At 70.4% G+C, this 18,453-nt stretch carries 22 protein-coding genes; 14 read left to right on the top strand and 8 right to left on the bottom strand.

Annotated elements, in window-relative coordinates; genetic code table 11:
• Nucleotides 1–55 precede the first annotated feature (55 nt).
• Both O7543_RS13365 and O7543_RS13360 read left to right on the top strand, forming a co-directional pair.
• Nucleotides 56–3,550, top strand: a complete 3,495-nt coding sequence (locus O7543_RS13365; RefSeq protein ID WP_281567415.1) for a hypothetical protein — start codon at nt 56–58, stop codon at nt 3,548–3,550.
• Nucleotides 3,551–3,729: 179 nt separating this feature from the next.
• Nucleotides 3,730–4,755 carry an acyl-CoA desaturase gene (locus tag O7543_RS13360; RefSeq protein WP_281553527.1) on the top strand — a complete coding sequence of 342 codons (1,026 nt, stop codon included), beginning with the start codon at nt 3,730–3,732 and terminating at the stop codon, nt 4,753–4,755.
• Nucleotides 4,756–4,931: 176 nt separating this feature from the next.
• On the opposite strand, the gene O7543_RS13355 is transcribed toward O7543_RS13360, so the two are convergent.
• Nucleotides 4,932–5,324 carry a hypothetical protein gene (locus O7543_RS13355; RefSeq protein WP_281567414.1) on the bottom strand — a complete coding sequence of 131 codons (393 nt, stop codon included), beginning with the start codon at nt 5,322–5,324 and terminating at the stop codon, nt 4,932–4,934.
• 338 nt (nt 5,325–5,662) lie between these two features.
• Between O7543_RS13355 and O7543_RS13350 the strand changes: the two genes are divergently transcribed.
• Together O7543_RS13350 and O7543_RS13345 are read left to right on the top strand one after the other, a co-directional pair.
• Entirely contained in the window at nt 5,663–5,956 is a 294-nt protein-coding gene (locus O7543_RS13350; protein ID WP_278167350.1) for a 4a-hydroxytetrahydrobiopterin dehydratase, read from the top strand.
• Between the two features lie 103 nt (nt 5,957–6,059).
• Nucleotides 6,060–7,172, top strand: a complete 1,113-nt coding sequence (locus tag O7543_RS13345) for an FHA domain-containing protein (protein WP_281553529.1) — start codon at nt 6,060–6,062, stop codon at nt 7,170–7,172.
• A 13-nt stretch (nt 7,173–7,185) separates the two neighbouring features.
• Here the strand turns inward: O7543_RS13345 and O7543_RS13340 are convergent, their stop codons facing one another.
• Nucleotides 7,186–7,740: a Uma2 family endonuclease gene (locus O7543_RS13340; RefSeq protein ID WP_281553530.1), complete on the bottom strand. Its 555-nt coding sequence runs from the start codon at nt 7,738–7,740 to the stop codon at nt 7,186–7,188.
• 186 nt (nt 7,741–7,926) lie between these two features.
• Nucleotides 7,927–9,168 carry a transposase gene (locus tag O7543_RS13335; RefSeq protein ID WP_281567413.1) on the bottom strand — a complete coding sequence of 414 codons (1,242 nt, stop codon included), beginning with the start codon at nt 9,166–9,168 and terminating at the stop codon, nt 7,927–7,929.
• 16 nt (nt 9,169–9,184) lie between these two features.
• Between O7543_RS13335 and tnpA the strand changes: the two genes are divergently transcribed.
• Nucleotides 9,185–9,601 (top strand): IS200/IS605 family transposase, encoded by a 417-nt coding sequence (tnpA, locus tag O7543_RS13330; protein WP_281553532.1) that lies wholly within the window; start codon nt 9,185–9,187, stop codon nt 9,599–9,601.
• Between the two features lie 178 nt (nt 9,602–9,779).
• Here tnpA and O7543_RS13325 read toward each other — a convergent pair whose 3' ends face one another.
• The gene (locus O7543_RS13325; protein ID WP_281553533.1) at nt 9,780–10,166 is read right to left on the bottom strand and encodes a hypothetical protein; all 387 of its coding nucleotides are present in this window, start codon (nt 10,164–10,166) and stop codon (nt 9,780–9,782) included.
• 142 nt (nt 10,167–10,308) lie between these two features.
• Here O7543_RS13325 and O7543_RS13320 point away from each other — a divergent pair, with 142 nt between their 5' ends.
• The 6 genes from O7543_RS13320 (at nt 10,309) to O7543_RS13295 (ending at nt 13,283) form a co-directional block, all read left to right on the top strand.
• Nucleotides 10,309–11,082, top strand: coding sequence for a helix-turn-helix transcriptional regulator (locus O7543_RS13320; RefSeq protein ID WP_281553534.1), 774 nt, complete (start codon nt 10,309–10,311; stop codon nt 11,080–11,082).
• Complete coding sequence (locus tag O7543_RS13315) at nt 11,069–11,263, top strand: DUF397 domain-containing protein (protein WP_278167365.1); 195 nt, start codon at nt 11,069–11,071, stop codon at nt 11,261–11,263. The genes O7543_RS13320 and O7543_RS13315 overlap by 14 nt, the downstream gene beginning before the upstream one ends.
• Nucleotides 11,264–11,447: 184 nt before the next feature.
• Complete coding sequence (locus tag O7543_RS13310; protein ID WP_281553535.1) at nt 11,448–11,852, top strand: hypothetical protein; 405 nt, start codon at nt 11,448–11,450, stop codon at nt 11,850–11,852.
• On the top strand, nt 11,852–12,553 hold the full coding sequence (locus O7543_RS13305; RefSeq protein ID WP_281553536.1) for a nucleotidyl transferase AbiEii/AbiGii toxin family protein: 702 nt from the start codon (nt 11,852–11,854) through the stop codon (nt 12,551–12,553). Before O7543_RS13310 ends, O7543_RS13305 begins: the two co-directional genes overlap by 1 nt.
• Nucleotides 12,550–12,744 carry a DUF397 domain-containing protein gene (locus O7543_RS13300; RefSeq protein ID WP_281553537.1) on the top strand — a complete coding sequence of 65 codons (195 nt, stop codon included), beginning with the start codon at nt 12,550–12,552 and terminating at the stop codon, nt 12,742–12,744. Before O7543_RS13305 ends, O7543_RS13300 begins: the two co-directional genes overlap by 4 nt.
• 14 nt (nt 12,745–12,758) lie before the next feature.
• Nucleotides 12,759–13,283: a hypothetical protein gene (locus O7543_RS13295; protein WP_281553538.1), complete on the top strand. Its 525-nt coding sequence runs from the start codon at nt 12,759–12,761 to the stop codon at nt 13,281–13,283.
• Here O7543_RS13295 and O7543_RS13290 read toward each other — a convergent pair.
• From O7543_RS13290 to O7543_RS13275, 4 genes are all read right to left on the bottom strand, one after another.
• Nucleotides 13,266–14,258 (bottom strand): fibronectin type III domain-containing protein, encoded by a 993-nt coding sequence (locus O7543_RS13290; protein WP_281553539.1) that lies wholly within the window; start codon nt 14,256–14,258, stop codon nt 13,266–13,268. The two genes, O7543_RS13295 and O7543_RS13290, sit on opposite strands and share 18 nt — an antisense overlap.
• A 155-nt stretch (nt 14,259–14,413) precedes the next feature.
• Nucleotides 14,414–14,581, bottom strand: a complete 168-nt coding sequence (locus O7543_RS13285; RefSeq protein ID WP_281553540.1) for a hypothetical protein — start codon at nt 14,579–14,581, stop codon at nt 14,414–14,416.
• A 69-nt stretch (nt 14,582–14,650) separates the two neighbouring features.
• Nucleotides 14,651–15,214, bottom strand: a complete 564-nt coding sequence (locus O7543_RS13280; RefSeq protein WP_281553541.1) for a Uma2 family endonuclease — start codon at nt 15,212–15,214, stop codon at nt 14,651–14,653.
• A 140-nt stretch (nt 15,215–15,354) separates the two neighbouring features.
• Nucleotides 15,355–16,455, bottom strand: a complete 1,101-nt coding sequence (locus O7543_RS13275) for a questin oxidase family protein (protein WP_281553542.1) — start codon at nt 16,453–16,455, stop codon at nt 15,355–15,357.
• A 165-nt stretch (nt 16,456–16,620) separates the two neighbouring features.
• Between O7543_RS13275 and O7543_RS13270 the strand changes: the two genes are divergently transcribed.
• From O7543_RS13270 to O7543_RS13260, 3 genes are read left to right on the top strand one after another with little or no spacing between them, the layout of a single operon-like run.
• A complete protein-coding gene (locus O7543_RS13270) occupies nt 16,621–16,974 on the top strand; it encodes a helix-turn-helix transcriptional regulator (protein ID WP_278174377.1) in 354 nt (117 codons plus the stop codon).
• Nucleotides 16,964–17,827: an ImmA/IrrE family metallo-endopeptidase gene (locus tag O7543_RS13265; protein WP_281553543.1), complete on the top strand. Its 864-nt coding sequence runs from the start codon at nt 16,964–16,966 to the stop codon at nt 17,825–17,827. Before O7543_RS13270 ends, O7543_RS13265 begins: the two co-directional genes overlap by 11 nt.
• The gene (locus O7543_RS13260; RefSeq protein ID WP_281553544.1) at nt 17,824–18,438 is read left to right on the top strand and encodes a hypothetical protein; all 615 of its coding nucleotides are present in this window, start codon (nt 17,824–17,826) and stop codon (nt 18,436–18,438) included. Before O7543_RS13265 ends, O7543_RS13260 begins: the two co-directional genes overlap by 4 nt.
• Nucleotides 18,439–18,453 lie beyond the last annotated feature (15 nt).

Raw genomic sequence — 18,453 nt, 5'->3', positions numbered from 1 at the left:
GGGCTGAGTACCCGCACTCTGTCGGCCGCACCGGCCGGGCGGCGAGGATGCGGTCATGAGCAGCACCGCGACAGCCCACTACCCGTGTCCGGCCTGCGGCACGCCGGCGAGCCTCGCCGCCGGCTGCCCAGGCTGCGGCCGGGCACCCGACCCAGGGGCAGCCGAGGTGATTCGGCTCGACGGCGAGATCGCCGGGCTGGCCGCCCGCGTCGAACAGGCCCGGGCGGCGTGTGCCACGCTGAGTGGGCAGTTGCACGTCGCGCAGATCCGAAGGCAACAGCTCGCGGCCCAGGTTCAGGCGGCGGTACGGGCGACGACCGTCCCACCGGCCCGCCCGACCGCCGCGTCGGCGGCCGCACCAGCCGCCGCACCAGCCGGCGGCCAGCCACCACGGCCGGAGACCTCCACCCGTACCGTGCAGACCATTCTCTTCGTCCTCGGTGGACTGCTGCTCGGCACCGCAGCGATCGTCTTCACCGCGGTCGCCTGGGCCAGCGTCGGCGTCGGCGGCCGGGCCGCGATCCTGGCCGGCGTCACCGCCGTACTGCTCGCCCTGCCGCCGCTGGCCAACTGGCGCGGCCTGCGCGGCACCGCCGAGACGTTCGCCGCGCTCGGGCTGCTGCTGGTGTTGCTCGACGGCTACGCCGCTCGCTACGTCGACCTGTTCGGCGCCGCCGACCTGCCAGCCGCCCGGTACGCCGCCGTGACCTTCGCGGTCACCGGGCTGGTCGCCGCCGGCTACCACCTGATCACCGGCCTGGCTGCGGCCCGCTTCGCCGCCCTGCTCGCCGCGCAACCCGTGCTGCCGCTGCTCGCCGTCGACCTGCACGCCGACGCCGCCGGCACCACCCTGTTGCTGCTCGGCACCGCCCTGGGCGCCCTGGCGATGATCGCGCTCACTCCGCCGGCCCGGCTGGCGCTGCGGATCACCGGCTGGGCGGCCGTCGGCGCGGCGCTGACCGCCGCCGGGATCGCCGCCCTGGCCGCAGTCATCCTCGGCCACCCGTCCGGCGCTCCCGCCCTGGCCGGGTTGCCGCTACTGGCCGTCGCCGCCGTGCTGGTCGTCGCCGGCCGGCTCACCGGTGTACCGGCGCTGCTGGCGATCAGCCTGGCCGGGCTGGCGCCGGCGGTGACCATCGCCATGGTCCGGGCCGGCACCGAACCGGCACCGTCGCGGGCGCTGGCCATCGTCGCCGGCACCGCCGTCGGGCTCGCCCTCGCCGGCCGGTACCTGCGCGGCCGGCTGCCGGCGGTGGTCCGTACCGGGCCGTGGGCGGGTGCACTGCTGGTGACCGGTCTGCTCGGGGTCGGCGTACTGCTGACCGCTCTGGCCGTCGCCGCCGAAAGTATCGCGGCGGCCCGCCCGCTGTGGCGGGCCGCCGCCGGTCCGGTCGACGCGTCCGGGGACTGGCAGTTGCCGTTCGCCGTCGTCGCGGTCACCGGCGCGCTGATTCTGCTGCTGCCCCGGGCGGTCCGGCCGGTGCTGCTCACCGTCGGGGCCGCCACCGGGCTGCTGACCGTACCGGCGGCGATCCCGGTGCCGTGGTGGGCGGTCGCCGTCGGCGGCCTGGCCGGTGGGGCGGTGGCGGCGCTACGGGCCGCCAGGTCGCGCAATGCCGCCGTCGCGCTGCCCGGCGCGGCCGTCGCCGCCCTGCTGACCGGCCACGCGCTGCTGGTCAGCGCCGGCCGACCGGCCGTTGCCGCGACCGCCGTCGCGGTCGTCGTCGGCACGGCGCTCGCCGTCGCCGCCGTCGCCCGCCACGCCCTGCAGCGCCCCGGAGCTCCCTGGTGGCAGGCCCCGATCGGCGGCCTCGGCGTCGCCGTCGCGGTCGCCGGTTGGCCGGCGCTCGTCGCGCTCGCCGTGCACACCCTCGACCCGTCGGCGGGCTGGCCGGCGCGCGCCGGGGCAGCCGCCGCCATCGGGCTACCGGTCGCGCTGGTCGCGGTCCGCCGCTGGTGGCCTGGATACCTCTGGTACGCCGGGGCGGCGCTGCCGGTCACCGTCGTCGCCACCCTCGTCGCTCCGGCCGTCGGCGCCGTGCCGTACGTGCCGGGGGAGTCCACCGGCGGGTACGTCGCCGCGGCGGCGCTGTTGCTGGTTACCGCCGCGGCCCTCGTCCCCCGTGGCGTGCTGCGACTGCTGCTGACCGGCGTCGCCGCCGGGCTGGTGCTGCCGGCGGCGGTCAGCACCCTGCCGGTACTGGCGTCGCTGCTGCTCACCCCGTACCGCTGGCTGGACGCCAGCTGGGCCGGCGTACCGGCCGGGACCGGACTCAGCCCGGCGCTGCCGGTGCCGGTCCCCGCCGCCGGGGCGGTCACCCTGGCCGTGCTCGCCGCCACCACCGTGGCAGCCGTCGCGGGGTACCGGGCGCGGTACGCGGTGCTGGCCGGCGGACCGGTCGCGCTGGTCGCCCTGCTGGCCGCCCTGGCCAGCGCCGGTACGCCGTGGCCGGTGGTGCCGGCAATCAGCCTCGCCGCCGGACTCGCCGGGCTGGTGGTCGCCGCCCGGTCCACCGCCGCACCGCAGGTGGCGGTCACCCTGCTGGTCGGTGCCCCGCTGGCCGGGGCCGGGTTGGCCGGACTGCTGCCCACCCGGGTCAGCACCCTGACCGCGCTGGCCGCCGTGGTGGCGTGCGCTGCCGGAATCGGCGCGGCGGGTCGCCGTACCCCGGTGCGGGTTGCTGCCGGGGTCGTCGCTGTGGTCGCCGGCAATGTTCTCGCCGCGACCGCCGTGCACGCCGCCGACCTGCCGGTCCGGGTCGGCGGGTACGCGGTCCTCGCCGTCGCCGCGCTGGCCATGGCGGTCGGCGCGATGCTGACCCTCCGGTCGGCCGCCGGGGGCGTACGGGGGCGGGCCGAGTCGATCGGCGTCGAAGTAGCCGGGCACGCCGCCGCCGGCGTGGCTGTGCTGATGACGGTCGGCTCGGCCCGGTACGCCGCCGGGGTATGCACCCTGTGGGGCGTCGTGCTGGGTGCCCGGGCACTGCTGGCAACCGTCCACCCGGTGCCGCTGCGGCCAGGCGAACGGCAGGCGGTGCCGCACCGGCCGTGGGTGCTGGTCATGACGGCCCTGGCCAGCGAGATCGTCGCCTGGTGGCTGCTGCTGACCAGCGAGCAGGTGGCGCTGGCCGAGGCGTACACGCTGCCGGTGGCCCTGGCCGCGCTCGGCGTCGGCTGGCTGACCCTGCGTGCCCAGCCGCAGCGGTCAAGCTGGCTCGGGTACGCCCCCGGCCTGGCCGCCGCCCTGCTGCCCAGCCTCGGCTCGGTGCTGGTCGCCGACGGTCAGCCGGTGCGCCGGCTGCTGCTCGGGGCCGGGGCGGTGGCGGCGGTGCTGCTCGGTGCGGCGTACCGCCGGCAGGCCCCAGTCATGATCGGCGGTGCGGTGCTGGCGGTCCTCGCGGTGCGGGAACTCGTCGCCGTCTGGGACCTGCTGCCCCGGTGGAGCTTCCTGGCTGTCGGCGGCCTGGCGTTGATCACTCTGGCGGTCACCTACGAACGCCGTCGCCGGGATCTGCGCAGATTGCGTACTGTTGTCGGCCGGATGACCTGACCGGGAGGGGGCTAGCGTCACCCGGGTTCCGGGGGGAGACAGGATTACCCCACGCGGCGGATCCCCGCAGACTGGAGACGTCGCCGGTCCTCGCCAGCACCTCGCACCGCCAGTACCCCTGCACCACCACCCCCGAATCGCCGGCCCCGACAGGCCGGGACAGCCACGGAAGGCATTCGATGACTGCTGCCGCACCCACCCTTACCAGCCCTCGCCCGCGGGGCAGCGACTACGCCGACCTGTCGCGGCGGGTGAGTCAGGCCGGGCTGCTGGACCGCCGACCCGCCTGGTACGCCGCCCGGATCGTGCTGACCGTCGGGGCCTACCTGGCCGGCTGGGCGGTGCTGTTGGCCGGCGGGGACAGCTGGTGGCAGCTGCTGACCGCCGTCGGGTTGGCGATCGCCGCCACCCAGGTCGCGTTCCTCGGCCACGACGCCGGACACCGGCAGATGTTCCGTACCCGGCGGGCCAGTGAGACCGCCGGCCTGCTGCTCGGCAATCTCGGGGTCGGGCTCGGCTACGGATGGTGGATGGACAAGCACACCCGGCACCACGCCAACCCGAACCACGTCGACGACGACCCGGACGTCGGAGCCGGGGCGCTGGTCTGGACCGAGGAACAGGCCGTCGCGACCCAGGGCTTCGGCCGTTGGCTGGCCCGCCGGCAGGCGTACCTGTTCTTCCCGCTGCTGCTGCTCGAAGGCCTGGCGTTGCGGGTGGCGAGCGTCCAAGCGGTTATCAACGGCCCGGTGAAGCGGCGCGTCGTGGAGGGGCTGCTGCTGGCGGTGCACACCGCCGCGTACCTCGGGATCGTCTTCGCGGTGTTGTCGCCGGTGCGGGCGGTGGCCTTCATCGTGCTGCACCAGGCGCTATGGGGTCTCTACATGGGGTGCGCGTTCGCGCCGAACCACAAGGGGATGCCGATGTTCGGCCCGGACGACGACCTGGACTTCCTGCGCAAGCAGGTGCTGACCTCCCGCAACGTGCGCGGCGGCTGGTTCGTCGATGTACTGCTCGGTGGGCTCAACTACCAGATCGAGCACCACCTGTTCCCCAGCATGCCGCGGCCGCATCTGCGGTACGCCCAACCGATCGTGCGCGGCTACTGCCAGGAACGCGACCTGCCGTACACCGAGGCCGGGCTGATCGACTCGTACGCCGAGGCGCTGCGCCACCTGCACTCCGTCGGCCAGCCGCTGCGCTGACCCACCCGGCTGCCGCCGCTGACCCACCCGGCTGCCGCCGCACTCATGATCACTTGACGAGAATTCGGTTTGCTGCCGGCGTGTCGCCCAGCTCAGCATCAAGTGATCATCATGACTGCCGGGTAGCAAGCGCGGGGCCACCCTAGTGGGTGGCCCCGCACCGTCGATCGGACTCGCTACCTGCCGGTCGTACTGCTCTGCCGGTCGTACTGCTCTGCCGGTCGGTTCAGACGTCGAACAGGTCCAGCATGTCGTCCGACATGTCGATGATCTCGCCGTCCGGCTTCTCGACGGTCACCGGCTCGCCGAAGTTGGCGTACGCCGATCAGATCGCCCTTGGCCATCGTGTCGAAGGTGCCCCCGGGCGGGAGGTCCGCCCGATCGGTGTGGAACCAGACCCCGGCCCGCTCTCCGCTGCCGTTCATCAGGTAGAAGTCCTGTTCCAGCAGGATCATGGTGACCATCACCGTGGACCCGTCCTCCTGGAAGTAGGACTCGATCCTGATCCGTTGGTTCTCCGGGTCGATCTCGGCGTGTGCCTCGGTCGTCTCGCCGGACCGGCCGGACATGACGAACCGCACCCTGGCGGGCTGCTCCTGGGCCTTGCCGATCGCGGCGGCCAGCGCCTGCGTGGCGTCGCCTAGGCGGTCGGCTTGGTCGTTGCCTAGGTCGTCGGCGGAGCTGGCCGAGGCTGTGGTCGGCGGGTCCGGGTCGGTGGCAGGGCCCGACCGGCCACACCCGGTGACGATGAGGGCGAGTGAAACAACAAGCCCGCCGACAACTGCGGTAGCTCGCCTTATTTGCGGCATTTGTGCCTTCCCGAACAGGAATGACTGATGCCGAGACAACCTACTCGCCGCGACCCGCGTGCCGATCACTTGGGCGAGACAGACGGTAAGGTCACCGCATGGCAGAGGTGCTGGACACCGCACAGGTGCAGGCCGCGCTCGCGGAGCTGACGGACTGGGTGGGCGACCCTGAGGCGATCGCCCGTACCGTCTCGTTGGCGACCTTTCCCGACGCGGTCGCCGTGGTGACCCGGGTGGCGATCACCGCCGAGGAGATGGACCACCACCCGGACATCGACATCCGGTGGCGGACCCTGACCTTCCGGTGCCGCACCCACTCGGCCGGCGGCACCACCGCCCTGGACATCGAGCTGGCCCGCCGCATCGACGAGATCGTCGCGGCGCAGGGTTGACGGGGGAGCGGACACGGTGACATTCCAGACCGGGAGAGGTACGCGGTGACATTCCAGACCGGGAGAGGTACGCGGTGGGATTCCTGACCGGGGGAGGTACACGGTGAGATTCGAGGTCAGCAAGGTACTCGACGCGATCGAGCGCCGACTCAGCACCGACCCGGCGACCGCACGTGCCGTCGTGGACCTGGCCGAGGTCGTCCGGTACGTCGACTTCGACAACGGTCGGCCGGCCAATATGCTGCGCCTCGGGCAGCTGATCGACGCCCTCGGCCGCAGCGTCGCCGAGGAGAACGTCCCGGTGTACGTGGTCGTGCACCGCGGTCTGCTCTCCGACGCCGACCTGACCTCCAACGAGCGGATGGTCGCCCGCCGGTGGTCCGACGACGGCCTGGTGGAGGTGCTCGCCGACCCCGCCGACCGGCTTCTGGAGGTCGCCGAACTGCTCGGCCTGCCGGTGCTCAGCCGCCACCGGTTCGACGGCATGCGCGGGCGTTACCAGTGGCTCAGTCAGCCTGGCCGGCTGCTCGCCCCGCTGCCCGGCCACGGCGGCCCGGCGCTGACCGCCCGCGCCGACGGCGGCAACACACCGGCGACCGCCGAGCCGTCGCCGGCCGGTGCGCAACTGCTGGCCCGACTGTGGAGCTGCCCCGACCCGGAATGCGCGCTGTTCGGCCGGATGCGGGTCGGCCGCCCCGGCGGGCAGCCGCCGCCGACGCTGCGTACCGGCCAGCCGACCTGTCCCCGGCACGGGGAACGACTCACCGAGGCGGGTGCCCGCCCACCGGCCGAGGTGCTGTCGATCCGCATCGACGGAATGGTCCGGCAGCGGTTCGTCGTCTCCGCCGACCACCCGATGGTGGTCGGCCGGGCACCCGAGCGCGGCGAAGGCATCATGCTCGGCCAGTGGCTCACCGAGGAGGCGCGGCGCTGGATCAGCCGCAGCCACGTCCGGTTCGAGCTGCACGGCAGGGACCTCGTCGTGCAGGACGTCAGCACCAACGGCACCGGCGTACGGCCGGGTGGCTCACCCGACGACGACGAACGCCGCACCATCAAACGCCAGGCCCGGCCGTTGCAGGCCACCGACGTCGTCGAGCTCTACCCGGGGGTGCACATCGCCCGGTCGAAGGTCTGGGCCACCGGTGGCGTGTCGAACCCGACGTCGGTGATGGCCGACGCGCCGACCATGGCGCTGCGGATGATGGACCGCTGACCCCGCGTTTCCTTCAGCCGAGATGGTCGGCCGGGGACGTCTGCAGCAACCAGGCCAGGGGCATCTTGGCGCTCTCCTGGTAGGTGCCGTGCGCGGCGAGCCGGTGCAGGGTGACGGTCTGCGCGCCGTCTCGGTCGACCACCCAGTACTGGGGGATGCCCGCCGAGGCGTACTCGCGGACTTTTGTCACCGCGTCGATGCCTTCCGAACCGGGCGAGACGATCTCGATCACGAGCACGATGTCTGTCACCGCTGACCAGACGCTCCTGGGCGGAGGCTTTTGCCAGACGCTGATGTCCGGGATCCTGCCCCCGTCGCCGTCTGGCCCGGGGATCCGGACCCCAGCCGCCTGAAGAACCTGCTCTGCCGGCCAACCCGCCATGATGAGCCAGGCGAACAGGCGGCTCGCGGTCATCGCGTGCGCAGAGTCGGGTGGGGGCATAACCGACAGGACCCCTTCAGGGCTGGTCTCGTAGCGGTGGCCGTTCGGATCGGCGGAGTTCATTGCGGCCGCGTCGTCGAGCGTGACAACGGCGGGCATGTGCATGCCGACGGCCTCAGCGCTCATGCGGCTCATTGTAATGGTCGGCGCCGTTGACGGGGCGGGGGCGCTCGACGACACCGGGGCGGGTCAGCGCGCTCTTGTAGACGGCGATCGCCACCATCCGGCCGTCCCGGCCACCGGCGAGGACGGTGCCGATGAGCCCGACGACCTGCGACTGCTCCTGGTCGAGCCCTTGACATCCTCGCCGCCCTAAACGGCGGCGATTCCAGCCACGCCGCGCGTGACACGCGCAGCGTTCTGGCGGGTTACCGTTTCACCGCGCGGTGCCGGGACGGGTCCCGGTCCTACCCGCGCTCCACGGTCGTTGACGTCCGCCTGCCCGGCGGCCTTGATGTTGATCGCCGCGTTGACGTCCCGGTCGTGGTGACCGCCACACGGACACACCCACGACCGCACGTTCAACGCCATCCTGTCGTTGACGCGCCCGCAGTCCGAGCACATCCGGGTGGACGGGAGCCACCGGTCCACCCGGGCGAACGTACGCCCGTATCTCGCCGCCTTGTACTCCAGCATGGCGACGAACGACGACCATCCGGCGTCGTGCACCGACTTCGCCAGCCGGGTCCGGCCGAGACCGACGACACACAGGTCCTCGACGTACACCGCTTGATTCTCACGGATGATCGTCGTGGACAGCTTGTGCTGCCAGTCCCGCCGGGTGTCGGCCACCCGGGCGTGCGCCCTGGCGACCTTCACGACGGCCTTCCCACGGCGGTTGCTGCCCCGCTGTTTACGCGACAGGGCCTGTTGCAGCCGTTTGAGTTTGCGGGCCGCGCGGCGCAGGAACCTCGGCGCGGCCACCTTCGTGCCGTCCGACATGACCGCGAAGTGCGTCAGCCCCAGATCGATCCCCACCTCGGCGTCCACCTCGGGCAGCGGCTCGTCCTCGCTGGTCCGCACGACGAACGAGGCGAAGTACCGCCCGGCGGCGTCCCGGATGACCGTCACGGACGACGGGTCCGACGGCAACGACCGGGACCAGCGCACCGCCAGGTCGCCGATCCTCGGCAGCCGCAGACGACCGTTGTCCAGCACCGTGAACCGGGAGTTACGGGTGAAACGGATCGCCTGCCGGTTGTCCTTACGGGACCGGAACCTCGGCGGTGCCACCATGCTGCCTTTACGCCTGCCCGACACGGAGTGGAAGAAGTTGCGGTAGGCGGTGTTGAGGTCCGCGAGGGCCTGCTGCAACACCACGGCCGACACCTCGCCCAGCCACGCCCGTTCCGGAGTCGTCTTGGCCCGCGTGATGACCCGCTTGGACAGTTCGGCGTCCGAGATGTACGGCAGGCCCTGCTCGTGGGCGGTCCGCCGTGCGCGCAGCCCGTCGTTGAACACCACCCGGGCGCATCCGAACGCCTTCGCCAGCGCGATCTGCTGGCCGGGTGTCGGGTAGACCCGGAACTGGTACCGGAGCTGCACGAACCACACGATATCATGTTGGTCTATGGCAGAAGGTGAGGGTATCCGTACCGGCAGGCACTGTGTCTTCGCGATGCATGTTCATTTGGTTTTCGTGACGAAGTTCCGGCACCCGGTGTTCGCCGACCGGCACCTGACCCGGATGGAACAGATCATGCGGGACGTGTGCCGCGACTTCGAGGCCGAGCTGGTCGAGTTCAACGGCGAGGACAACCACGTCCACCTGCTGGTCGACCACCCACCCAAAGTCGCCGTTTCCCGCCTGGTCAACTCACTCAAGGGCGTCCCGTCGCGCCACCCGCGGCAGGAGTTCCCCGACCTCGCCCGCCACTACCACCGGGCCAACAAGCTCTGGTCGGGCTCGTACTTCGCCGGCTCCGTCGGCGGCGCGCCACTGAGCATCGTGACGCAGTACATCGAGCAGCAGAACCGGCCAGGTTAGAGCACTGCTCGGGCCCTGACGGCCCTCCCAGCGCGGGCCTTCACCCCCGGCCTGAAGGCCGGAGCACTGGCCCGCATTCCGGTAGCGGATGTCGGCGACCCGGACGATCATCGAACGGTCGGCGTACACCCAGTCGGCCTTGCCCAGGCGCAGCGTGTCGCCGACACGGAGCAGTTCGTCACGCGACATCGTCACCACCCCCATTCCCATCGGCTTCGTCGTCGGGGGTCATCGGAGGCCACAGGCCGGCGAAATAGAGTACGGCCATCACCCGTCGGGCCTTTCCCGGATCGTGCCGGCGCAGCACCGCGAGTGCCTTCGTGAACGGCTCGCAGAGCGCGGCGGAATTGCACACTCGGCATTCGGCGAGCCGACTCGGCAGGTGGGTGCTGACGATCTCCCGGGCTCGCCGTACCACTGGATGATCCACTGACAGGTGGACGCTGTCCGGCAGCGGCGGGCGATTCGGCGTCGGATCATGATCCCTTTTCCCGCCGGGCGGGGTGCCGATCGAGGTGTAGCGGGCGAGGCGGGGTGTGCCGCCGATCCCGTCGTTGCGTAACACGTGATCTCCCTTGCCGTCGTCGAAGCGCCTGTGGTGATTTCCACCCTGGACTGTGCGACCCCGACACGGAATACTGAGTCCACCGATTGCCGTGCGTCAGTCATTCCAGCGCGTACCAATGGATTCCAATGGAGGCCAGGAGATGAGCGAACTTCAGGATCTGTTGCGCAGTGAGCGCCTCAAGCGCAACCTGACCCAGGCCCAGGTGGGTGAGGCCATCCGGGTCAGCAATTCCCTGATCGGCGCGTTCGAGACCGGCAAGTCGATCCGGTTGCCGGACACCGCCGTCGACCTCGACCGCATCTACGAGACTGGCGACCAGATCCAGCGGCTGTCCCGGACCGCCCGGGAGGACGCGCAGGCCCTGTGGCTGCGCTCCTGGCTGGAAAGTGAGCGCCGCGCGCTGGTGCTGCGCTCGTTCGAGCCGCTGGTGATCCCGGGGCTGCTGCAGACCGAGGCGTACGCCCGCGCCGTCCTCGCCGTCGGCACCCGCACCCGACGGCGGCTCGACGAGGCGCTCGCCGTTCGACTGGAACGCCAGTCGGCCACGCTGGCCCGCGACGAGGACATCCAGTTCACCGCGATCATCGCCGAGGCGGCGCTGCGCGTGACCGGTGCCTTCATGAAGGATCAGTTGGAGCACCTGGTCGACATCGGCCACCGCTCGGATGTGCAGATCCGGGTGCTCCCCGCCGACGTCGGCATGCACGTCGGGCTGGCCGGCGCGTTCGTCGTCGCCTGCCTCTCCAACGCCCGGCGGATCGGCTACCTCGACGACCATCTCGGTGGTCGGATCGTCACCGAGGCTCAGGACGTGCTCGACCTGGAACAGTCGTGGGATGCTGTGTCGGGACTGGCGCTCACCGTCAGCCAGAGCCGCGACCTGATGCTAAGGATGATCGATGAACGCGAGTGAGCCGATCTGGCGCAAGTCGAGCCGCAGCAGCCCGAACGGCGGCAACTGTGTGGAGGTCGCCGACAATCTGCCGGGCCGGGTGCTGGTGCGGGATTCGAAGGACCGGGCTGGTGGCACGTTGGCCTTCGCGCCGGCTGCCTGGTCCGCCTTCGTCGCCCACACCCCGTCAGCCGTACGCTGACCCACCCCCAACGCCGCCCCACCCGCCCTCGGGCATGTGCGCTCAGCCGACCGGCTCGCCCCCATCTCATCAGCGGGCGAGCCGGTCGGACACCATCGAGTGACCGGTGGCGGGACAATGCTGGTGTGGCAGCGTGGGCTGACGGCGCGCTGGCGGTGAGCCGAGCCCGCCGTCGTTATGATTCGTGGTAGTTGACGATGTGTTGGCCAGGATCGGGGACTGGGACGTGGACGAGTTCGGCAGGGCGGGGCGTGGCGCACCAAGCGGGTCGCGTTACGCCGACCAGCGTCCGTACGTGGTCAGCGAGAACCTGGACGATCTCCATGGCCCGGTCAGTGGGCAGGTCACGTTGAGTAGAAGTCTGGACTGGTCGGGGCGGGCGCAGTACGACCTGGCCAACCCTCGCAGGCTCGCCAGCATGTACGAGACAGTGCTCCGCGAAGCGACGACAGTGGATGACCTTATTCAATGGCTGGACGGCCCGACGCTGGTCCGCATCTGGCCTACGCTGGTCCTGCCTCCACAGGTCCGGCAGGTGTGGGAGTCCAAGCACCAGGTTCTCGCGCATGCGCGGCAGGCCGCCGCGTAGTGCCGCACGAGACTCACCCACTCCATCGACAACTGGCTGAAATCGGTCTGCGAGCGGGCGGACCCTTCGGCTTCGCGTTGGCCGGCGGCCATGCGGTGGCAGCGCATGGGATCCTCGATCGGCCGAGTGAAGACGTCGATCTCTTTTCCGACTGGCAGCGTCGCGCCGACTTTCCCCAAGCTGTTGACGTCCTCATCGCTGCCTACGAAGCCGAAGGATTCAACGTCACCGTCGATCTTCGGCTGGACACTTTCGCTCGACTGCACATCAGTCACGGCGATGCCCCGGGCGAGCAGCACCGCGTCGAACTTGTCGCGAACTGGCGCGCGCAACCGCCCGTTGAGATGCAGATCGGCCCGGTGCTCCACCCTGACGATGTGATGGCAGGCAAGATGGACGCGCTCTACAACCGCGCGGCAGCACGCGACTTCCTCGACATCGACGCTGCCGTAACACGTGGCCGGTACACCCATGACGAGCTCTGCGCACTTGCGACAGCCGCAGATGCTGGCTTCGACCAGCAGCTCTTCGCACAGATGCTCGGCTCGATCGCACGGTTCGATGACCAGGACTTCATCGACTACGGGCTCGACGCCAACGATGTGGCCGCATTGCGTGACCGGTTCAGCGCCTGGCAGGCTCGGATCCGGGCCCAGCTCTCCGGGGCCGCACCGCGATCTGAACGTGAGGATGATCGATGAAAACGAGTGAGCCGATCTGGCGCAAGTCGAGCCGCAGCAGCTCGAACGGCGGCGACTGCGTGGAGGTCGCCGACAACCTGCCGGGCCGGGTGCTGGTGCGCGATTCGAAGGACCGGGCCGGTGGCACGTTGGCCTTCGCGCCGGCCGCCTGGTCCGCCTTCGTCGCCCACACCCCGTCAGCCGTACGCTGACCACCGGGGCCGGCGTGCACCCGCCGGAGCTTCCGTCGACGCCGATCGGCCTGACGCCGGTCGACCGGTCGCACCGTGCGGTGCTCGGCAACCTGGGGCAGCTGTACCGGTACGACCTCGCCGAAGCGTACCGTCACCTGCCGAACGCGGACGGCACCTACAACAATCGCCGTCTCGATCGCTTTCTGGCCGGCGCGGATCCGGACACTCGGGCGTGGCTGATCACAGTGGCGGGAGGGCTTGGCGGATTCGTCATGGCGGGCCGGGTGGATCAGATCGCCTCGATCAATGACTTCTTCGTGGTCCGGCCGTTGCGGCGGACCGGCGTGGGACGTGTGGCCGCCGGCCGGGTCATTGCCGAATGGCCGGGCCGGTGGCGGATCGCCTTCCAGGCGTACAACCCTGGAGCACAGCTGTTCTGGCAGCGGGTGGCGACCGACGCGGTCGGACCGCACTGGCACCGGTCCGAGGCGCCGTCAGTACCGGGCGCACCTGCGGATATCTGCCTCAGCTTCGATACATCACCAACGACCGGGTGATGTTCGATCATGGCTGGGGGCGGTGAAGGTCACTGTTTCGGAGGGGGCGGACGTTATGCCAGCCTGGTCGACCGCCCGTACGTAGACCTCGTATGTCCCGCCTGGGGAAACGGCGAACGTGACGGTCCGTACGTCCGGCCCGGGGTTCGGGATTCCGAGGCCGACGCCGTTGACGTACGGGTAGTACCGAGAGATCGGGAAGTCGCCCGGCGTCGAGGCCGTCCACGACACCGTCGCAGAGGTCGGGCTGAGCGCGGTGACGGTCAGGTCGGACGGCGGGGACGGCGGCACCGACGGGACGGTGGTGAAGGCGCCCCGTGCCGACGGGGCCGAACGCGGCGTGCCGCCGGTGTATCGGACGACGACGAGGAAAACGTAGCTCGTGCCCGGCCTGAGCCCGACGAGCTGGACGCTGGTCGTCGACGGGTCGGTCCTCGCCCGGATCTGGATCGGCTGGGTCGGGGTGGCGGGTGGGACGATCAGGTCGTAACCGGCGATCCGTTCGACGGCGACCGCCGGTGGTTGCCAGGAGACCGTGGCGGTGGTGGCGGTGACGTCGGTCGCCACCGGCGGGCCGGGAACGATCTCGCTCGGCAGGGTCGTGATGTTCACTGGGGCCGAGGCGGGCCCACGGAGGCCACTGGTGTCCCGTGCGCGTACGAACAGGTCGTAGTTCGTAGCCGGGCGCAACCCTCCGATCGGCACGAAGACCCACGAGCTGGTCGTGGTGGCGACCAATTCGTCCGGGTAGATCCAGCCCAGCCGGCGGGCGTAGACCTCATATACCGCGATTGGGTTGGTCCCTGCGGCGGCCGGCATCCACGCCAGGTCGACGGTGGTGGCGGAGAGGAACTGTGTGCCGGCGGCTTGTGGAGCACCGGGCGGGGTCACCGGCGCGCTTGCCTGTGCCGGCACCGGCCCGGAGATCACCAACGCGACGGCGAGCGCGACGCCGAGAAAATGCCTGTGTCCCACTCCGACATGCTGCGCCAGACAATTACATCTGTCAATCACTCGATGATGTTTCAGCTCGCGGTTGACGCCTCGGTCTCGACAGCTCCGGCCGGGAGTGGGTGACGGCGCCCCGATTCCCGGCGGTGGTGGTTGAACTCGACCACCCTCCACCTCGGTCACCTCACGTCGGCGAGCGGTCGCCGGGTCAGCACCCGGCGGACCAGGTTGTGGATCGTCGCCGCCATGTCGACTGCCATCGGCACCACGACCAGCTCCGTCACTCCAGGTAGGAAGGTTTCCATCCCGAGCCGGCGGGAGCTGAGCTGGTCTCCAGCCGGCGGCATCCGGAAACTGCTTCTGGCGTCACCGCGGCGCCGCCCCGGTGTTCCGTTGAGACGAGAATCGCGAGGATGCTAGAAGTCGAGCAGGGCGTCGGTCGTGATGTCGATCGGGAACGGAAGGTCGGAGGTCAGCCGCTGTCCGTCTGCGGCGACCGAATGTTCGACGTAGTGCTCGCCCTCCAGCCGGAACAGCCGCAGCGTGAGTGATTCGTACTCGACCATGTCGGGCTCGACGAGCAGGTACCAGCCGATTCGCGCGGCCGCGTAGAACTGCATCTTCTGTACGCGGTCGGTGGCGACACTGCTCGGCGAGGTGATCTCGCCGGCCAGGACGACCTCGTGTGCGTCGGCGACGCCACCGAGCCGCCCGACCTTTGCCACCACCAGGTCCGGGATCACGATCCGGTTGGCGGCCAGTCGTACGTTCACCGCCTCGTGCGCGCGCATACCCGCCGACCGCGCGGCCGGCCGGATCGCGGTCAGGAGGAGGAACGAGATGTCCTGATATGGCCTGTTCGGTGCGGGGCTCACCCACAGTCCTCCGTCGATCAACTCGATCCGGTTTCGGGTCTCCCCGAGCGCGAAGTACTCGGACTCGGTCCACGGCTCGGGGTGATCAAGTGCGGCAACGCTCATTGGCAGACTCACCTCCTTACGGATGCTGTCACAAGTCTCCCACCACTGCGTGCTGCAGCCCGGCGATCGTCGGCGAGCCGAGTAGTTCAGACTCAAGATGGCCACGCCCTGGTGATGCTCCTGGATACTTGGTTGGCGGGTCAGCTGTCGGTCGCGACCAGGTGGACGCAGTGTCGGGCTCTGCGGAGCGTGGTCGGGTCACCGGTGGCGGCGTACACGTCCAGAGCGGTGTCCGCGAACTTGATCGCGTGCGGATCGGTGGTGCGGGCAGCGACCTCGAACAGCTCGGCTGCCTGCTCCGCGTCGTGTACTGAGTCCGTACAGCTCACGGTGTCGCCGGCCGGGTCAGGCACTGGCCGGGGTTCGGCGGGGGAGTAGGCAGCGGTCACCGCTGCTGTCGCGGCCCAGGCCGCGGCGAGGCTCGGCTCCCAGAGCCGTTCGGGCAGCGCTGGCAGGGCGCGCAGGACGGCGTTCGGCGCGGTGGCCGCGTGCACCAGCATGACCGGGTTGGCGTACCCGTGGGTGGCGTGCCGGGCGACGGCGGCGGCGACGATCGCCGCCAGTCGGTCGGGAGCCGACCCGGCCGCGCTGCCCGGCTCCGCGCCCGAAGCGGCCGGTAGGTCGGGCACCGCGCCTGCTGTTGCGGGCCAGTCGGGCAGATCGGCGAGCTGTGCCAGTCGCGCCCGGATACCGTACCGCTGGTCCGGCACCCTCGGTACGGCGTCGAGCGCTGTCCGGGGGTCCGACGTCGGGTAGGCGCCCCTGCCGGGCGGGGCGAGTGGTTGCCAGCGGGCGGCCCAGTAGGCGAGCCCGTGGCCCAGTTCGGCGACCCGGGGTGCGGTTTCGGCGTCGATCAGCGCCCGGACGGCATGGCCGACCCGGATCACCCCGTGCGTGGCGCCGGCGGCGATCCCCGGCAGCAGCCGGGGCCACCATCGGGTCAGCACCTCCCGCCAGGGGGCGAGGGCCAGCTCCCGCTCGAAGTAGTCGAGCCAGTCGCCGGTGCGGACCGGGTCACCGAGCGGGTCGCGCCACTGCTGCGCCGCGATCGGGCTGACACCTCGGGGTCGAGGTTCGAGTCGGTCGGCGTACCCGTCCAACCACTTGTGGACGACGTCGCCGCGCCCATGCCGGGCCAGCGCCTCGGCGGCCATCGGCGCGTGGTTAGACAGCCAGCCGTCGCGCTCCGGCCCGGTCGCCAGAATCCGTTCGTACGCCTCGTCAAGCACTCCGTCCACCATGTTCCGCAGTCTGCAACTTCGATCGAACTTGAGGTCAAGCCAGGCGCCCGCGTCGTTGCGGTGGCTCTGGCTGCTGGGCGCCGGCAGTGCGAGACAGAAGGCCCTGGGGGAGGTAGACTGAATCATCATACGAGAAAGTGATTCAAGTCGGGAGGGGCGGCGGCAATGAGTACTGGTGCCCGGATCGAGCGTGCCCGGATCGCCGCTGGTCTGAGTCAGCGAGCTCTCGCCGAACGTTCAGGCGTCTCGCAGTCGACCCTGTCGCGCATCATCTCCGGCGACCGGGTGGCCAAGATGCCCGAGATCGTCACTATTGCCTGGGCCACCGGACACACCGTCGCTCAACTCACCGGGGCGGTGGCGGTGGCGGACCGCGTCCAGTTCGCGGCCAGGGCGACCGGTGGTTCGGACATGGAAGGGATGAGGCAGGCACTACTAGGGTTTCTGGAACTCGATGACTATCTTCACCAATATGCCATCCCGGCCGTCAGCGACATCGGTTCCGGGCGTGACACCTGAAGCACAGGGACGCGCGGCGGCCAGCCGTTTCCGCCTGGAGCACCACCTCGGGATTCAGCCGCTGGGTGATCTCGTCGCAGTCATTGAACAGGCCACCGGCGTCGATGTGGCGGTCCTTGACGCTGGACCCGACGAACACGGTCTGACCATGTGTGACCCGGCCCACGGCACTGTGTTCATCGGCGTCGCCCGGACCCGGCACCCGATGCGGCAGCGCAGCACGCTCGCCCACGAGCTCGGCCACGTGCAGTTCGGTGACTGGGCGGCAGACGGTGCCGGCAGCTGCGGCCAGCGGTCACCGGTCGAGGTCCGGGCCGATGCTTTCGCCCGGCACCTGCTGCTGCCGCTGGACGGTCTGCGGCAGTTCCTCGCGGACCTGCGGGTGACTGATCGGTCCGTGCTGTCTGCCGTCGTCCAGCGCTACCTGGTGTCTCCAGCCGTCGCCGCCATCGCCTTGGAGCAGGCCGGATACATCGACGCGGGCAGGAAAGCGGAGTGGATGGGAGTGACGACCCCCCAACTCGCTGTCCGCTTCGGATGGATCGACCAGTACAACGCGCTGCAGGCTGACTCGAACCGACGGCGGGCGCCACAACGACTACTGTCCCGCGCAATCGAGGGCTACGCGGCAGGTGTGCTCTCCGCCCAGGTCATCGCCAACCTGCGCGGCGTCGCCCTCGAAGCAGCCGAAGCGGAACTGGCCGAGGCTGGGATCGGACCGGCGGCCCAGCAGACGGTCTGGGCTGATCCGGCGGACCTGCCGGATGTCGGAGTCGATGTGACGGAGCTCGACGACTATCTCCGCGACGCGGGCGACGGTGAGGAGTGGGCCACGGAGACAGGGAAGCAATGAGCCCACGGCCGATCATCGATGCAGGCCCTGGTCTGAACTTCCTGTCGATCAACAAGGAACGGCTCCTCATCGGTGTCCTCGGGCCGTTGAGTGCCCCGGAGACGGTGCAGGACGAGGTGCTGCGCAAGGCGCGGGCGGACCCACGATTCCGTACGGCAGGCAGTGTGTGGCGCAAACTGACGCCACGGTGGATCCAGGTGCTGTCTGACGATGAAACGCCAGAACTTGCGGTGGCCGTACGCCGGATGACCCAGCAACCGATGCAGAAACGGATGCAACAGCCGAAAGATCTGGGCGAAATCATGGTGGTGGCGCACGCTGTCGTCGCAGCAGAAGCGGGCGCAGCGATGTCCGTGCTCATCGACGACGGAGCGGGAGCCCGGATCGCAGCCGCTGAAATCGGTCGGTTGCGACAACTCCATGCCGCCGGTCAGCCAGTCGGGTCGATCCGACTGGTCAGCACGCTGACGGTGCTGCAGCGGGCGGCCGGCACGCAACACATTCCGGACCGAGCCGCCATGCGTGACATCTACCAGCGCCTCCGTGGCTTGGACGACGGGCTGCAGCCGATCGAGGCGACGCCACTGCTGTCTCCTGGCCATTGGGCGTGACCGGCCTCGGTTGGC

It is taken from the genome of Solwaraspora sp. WMMA2080, assembly GCF_027497395.1.
In the GTDB taxonomy this organism is placed as follows: domain Bacteria; phylum Actinomycetota; class Actinomycetes; order Mycobacteriales; family Micromonosporaceae; genus Micromonospora_E.
This window is presented reverse-complemented; position numbering and strand designations above follow the sequence as displayed.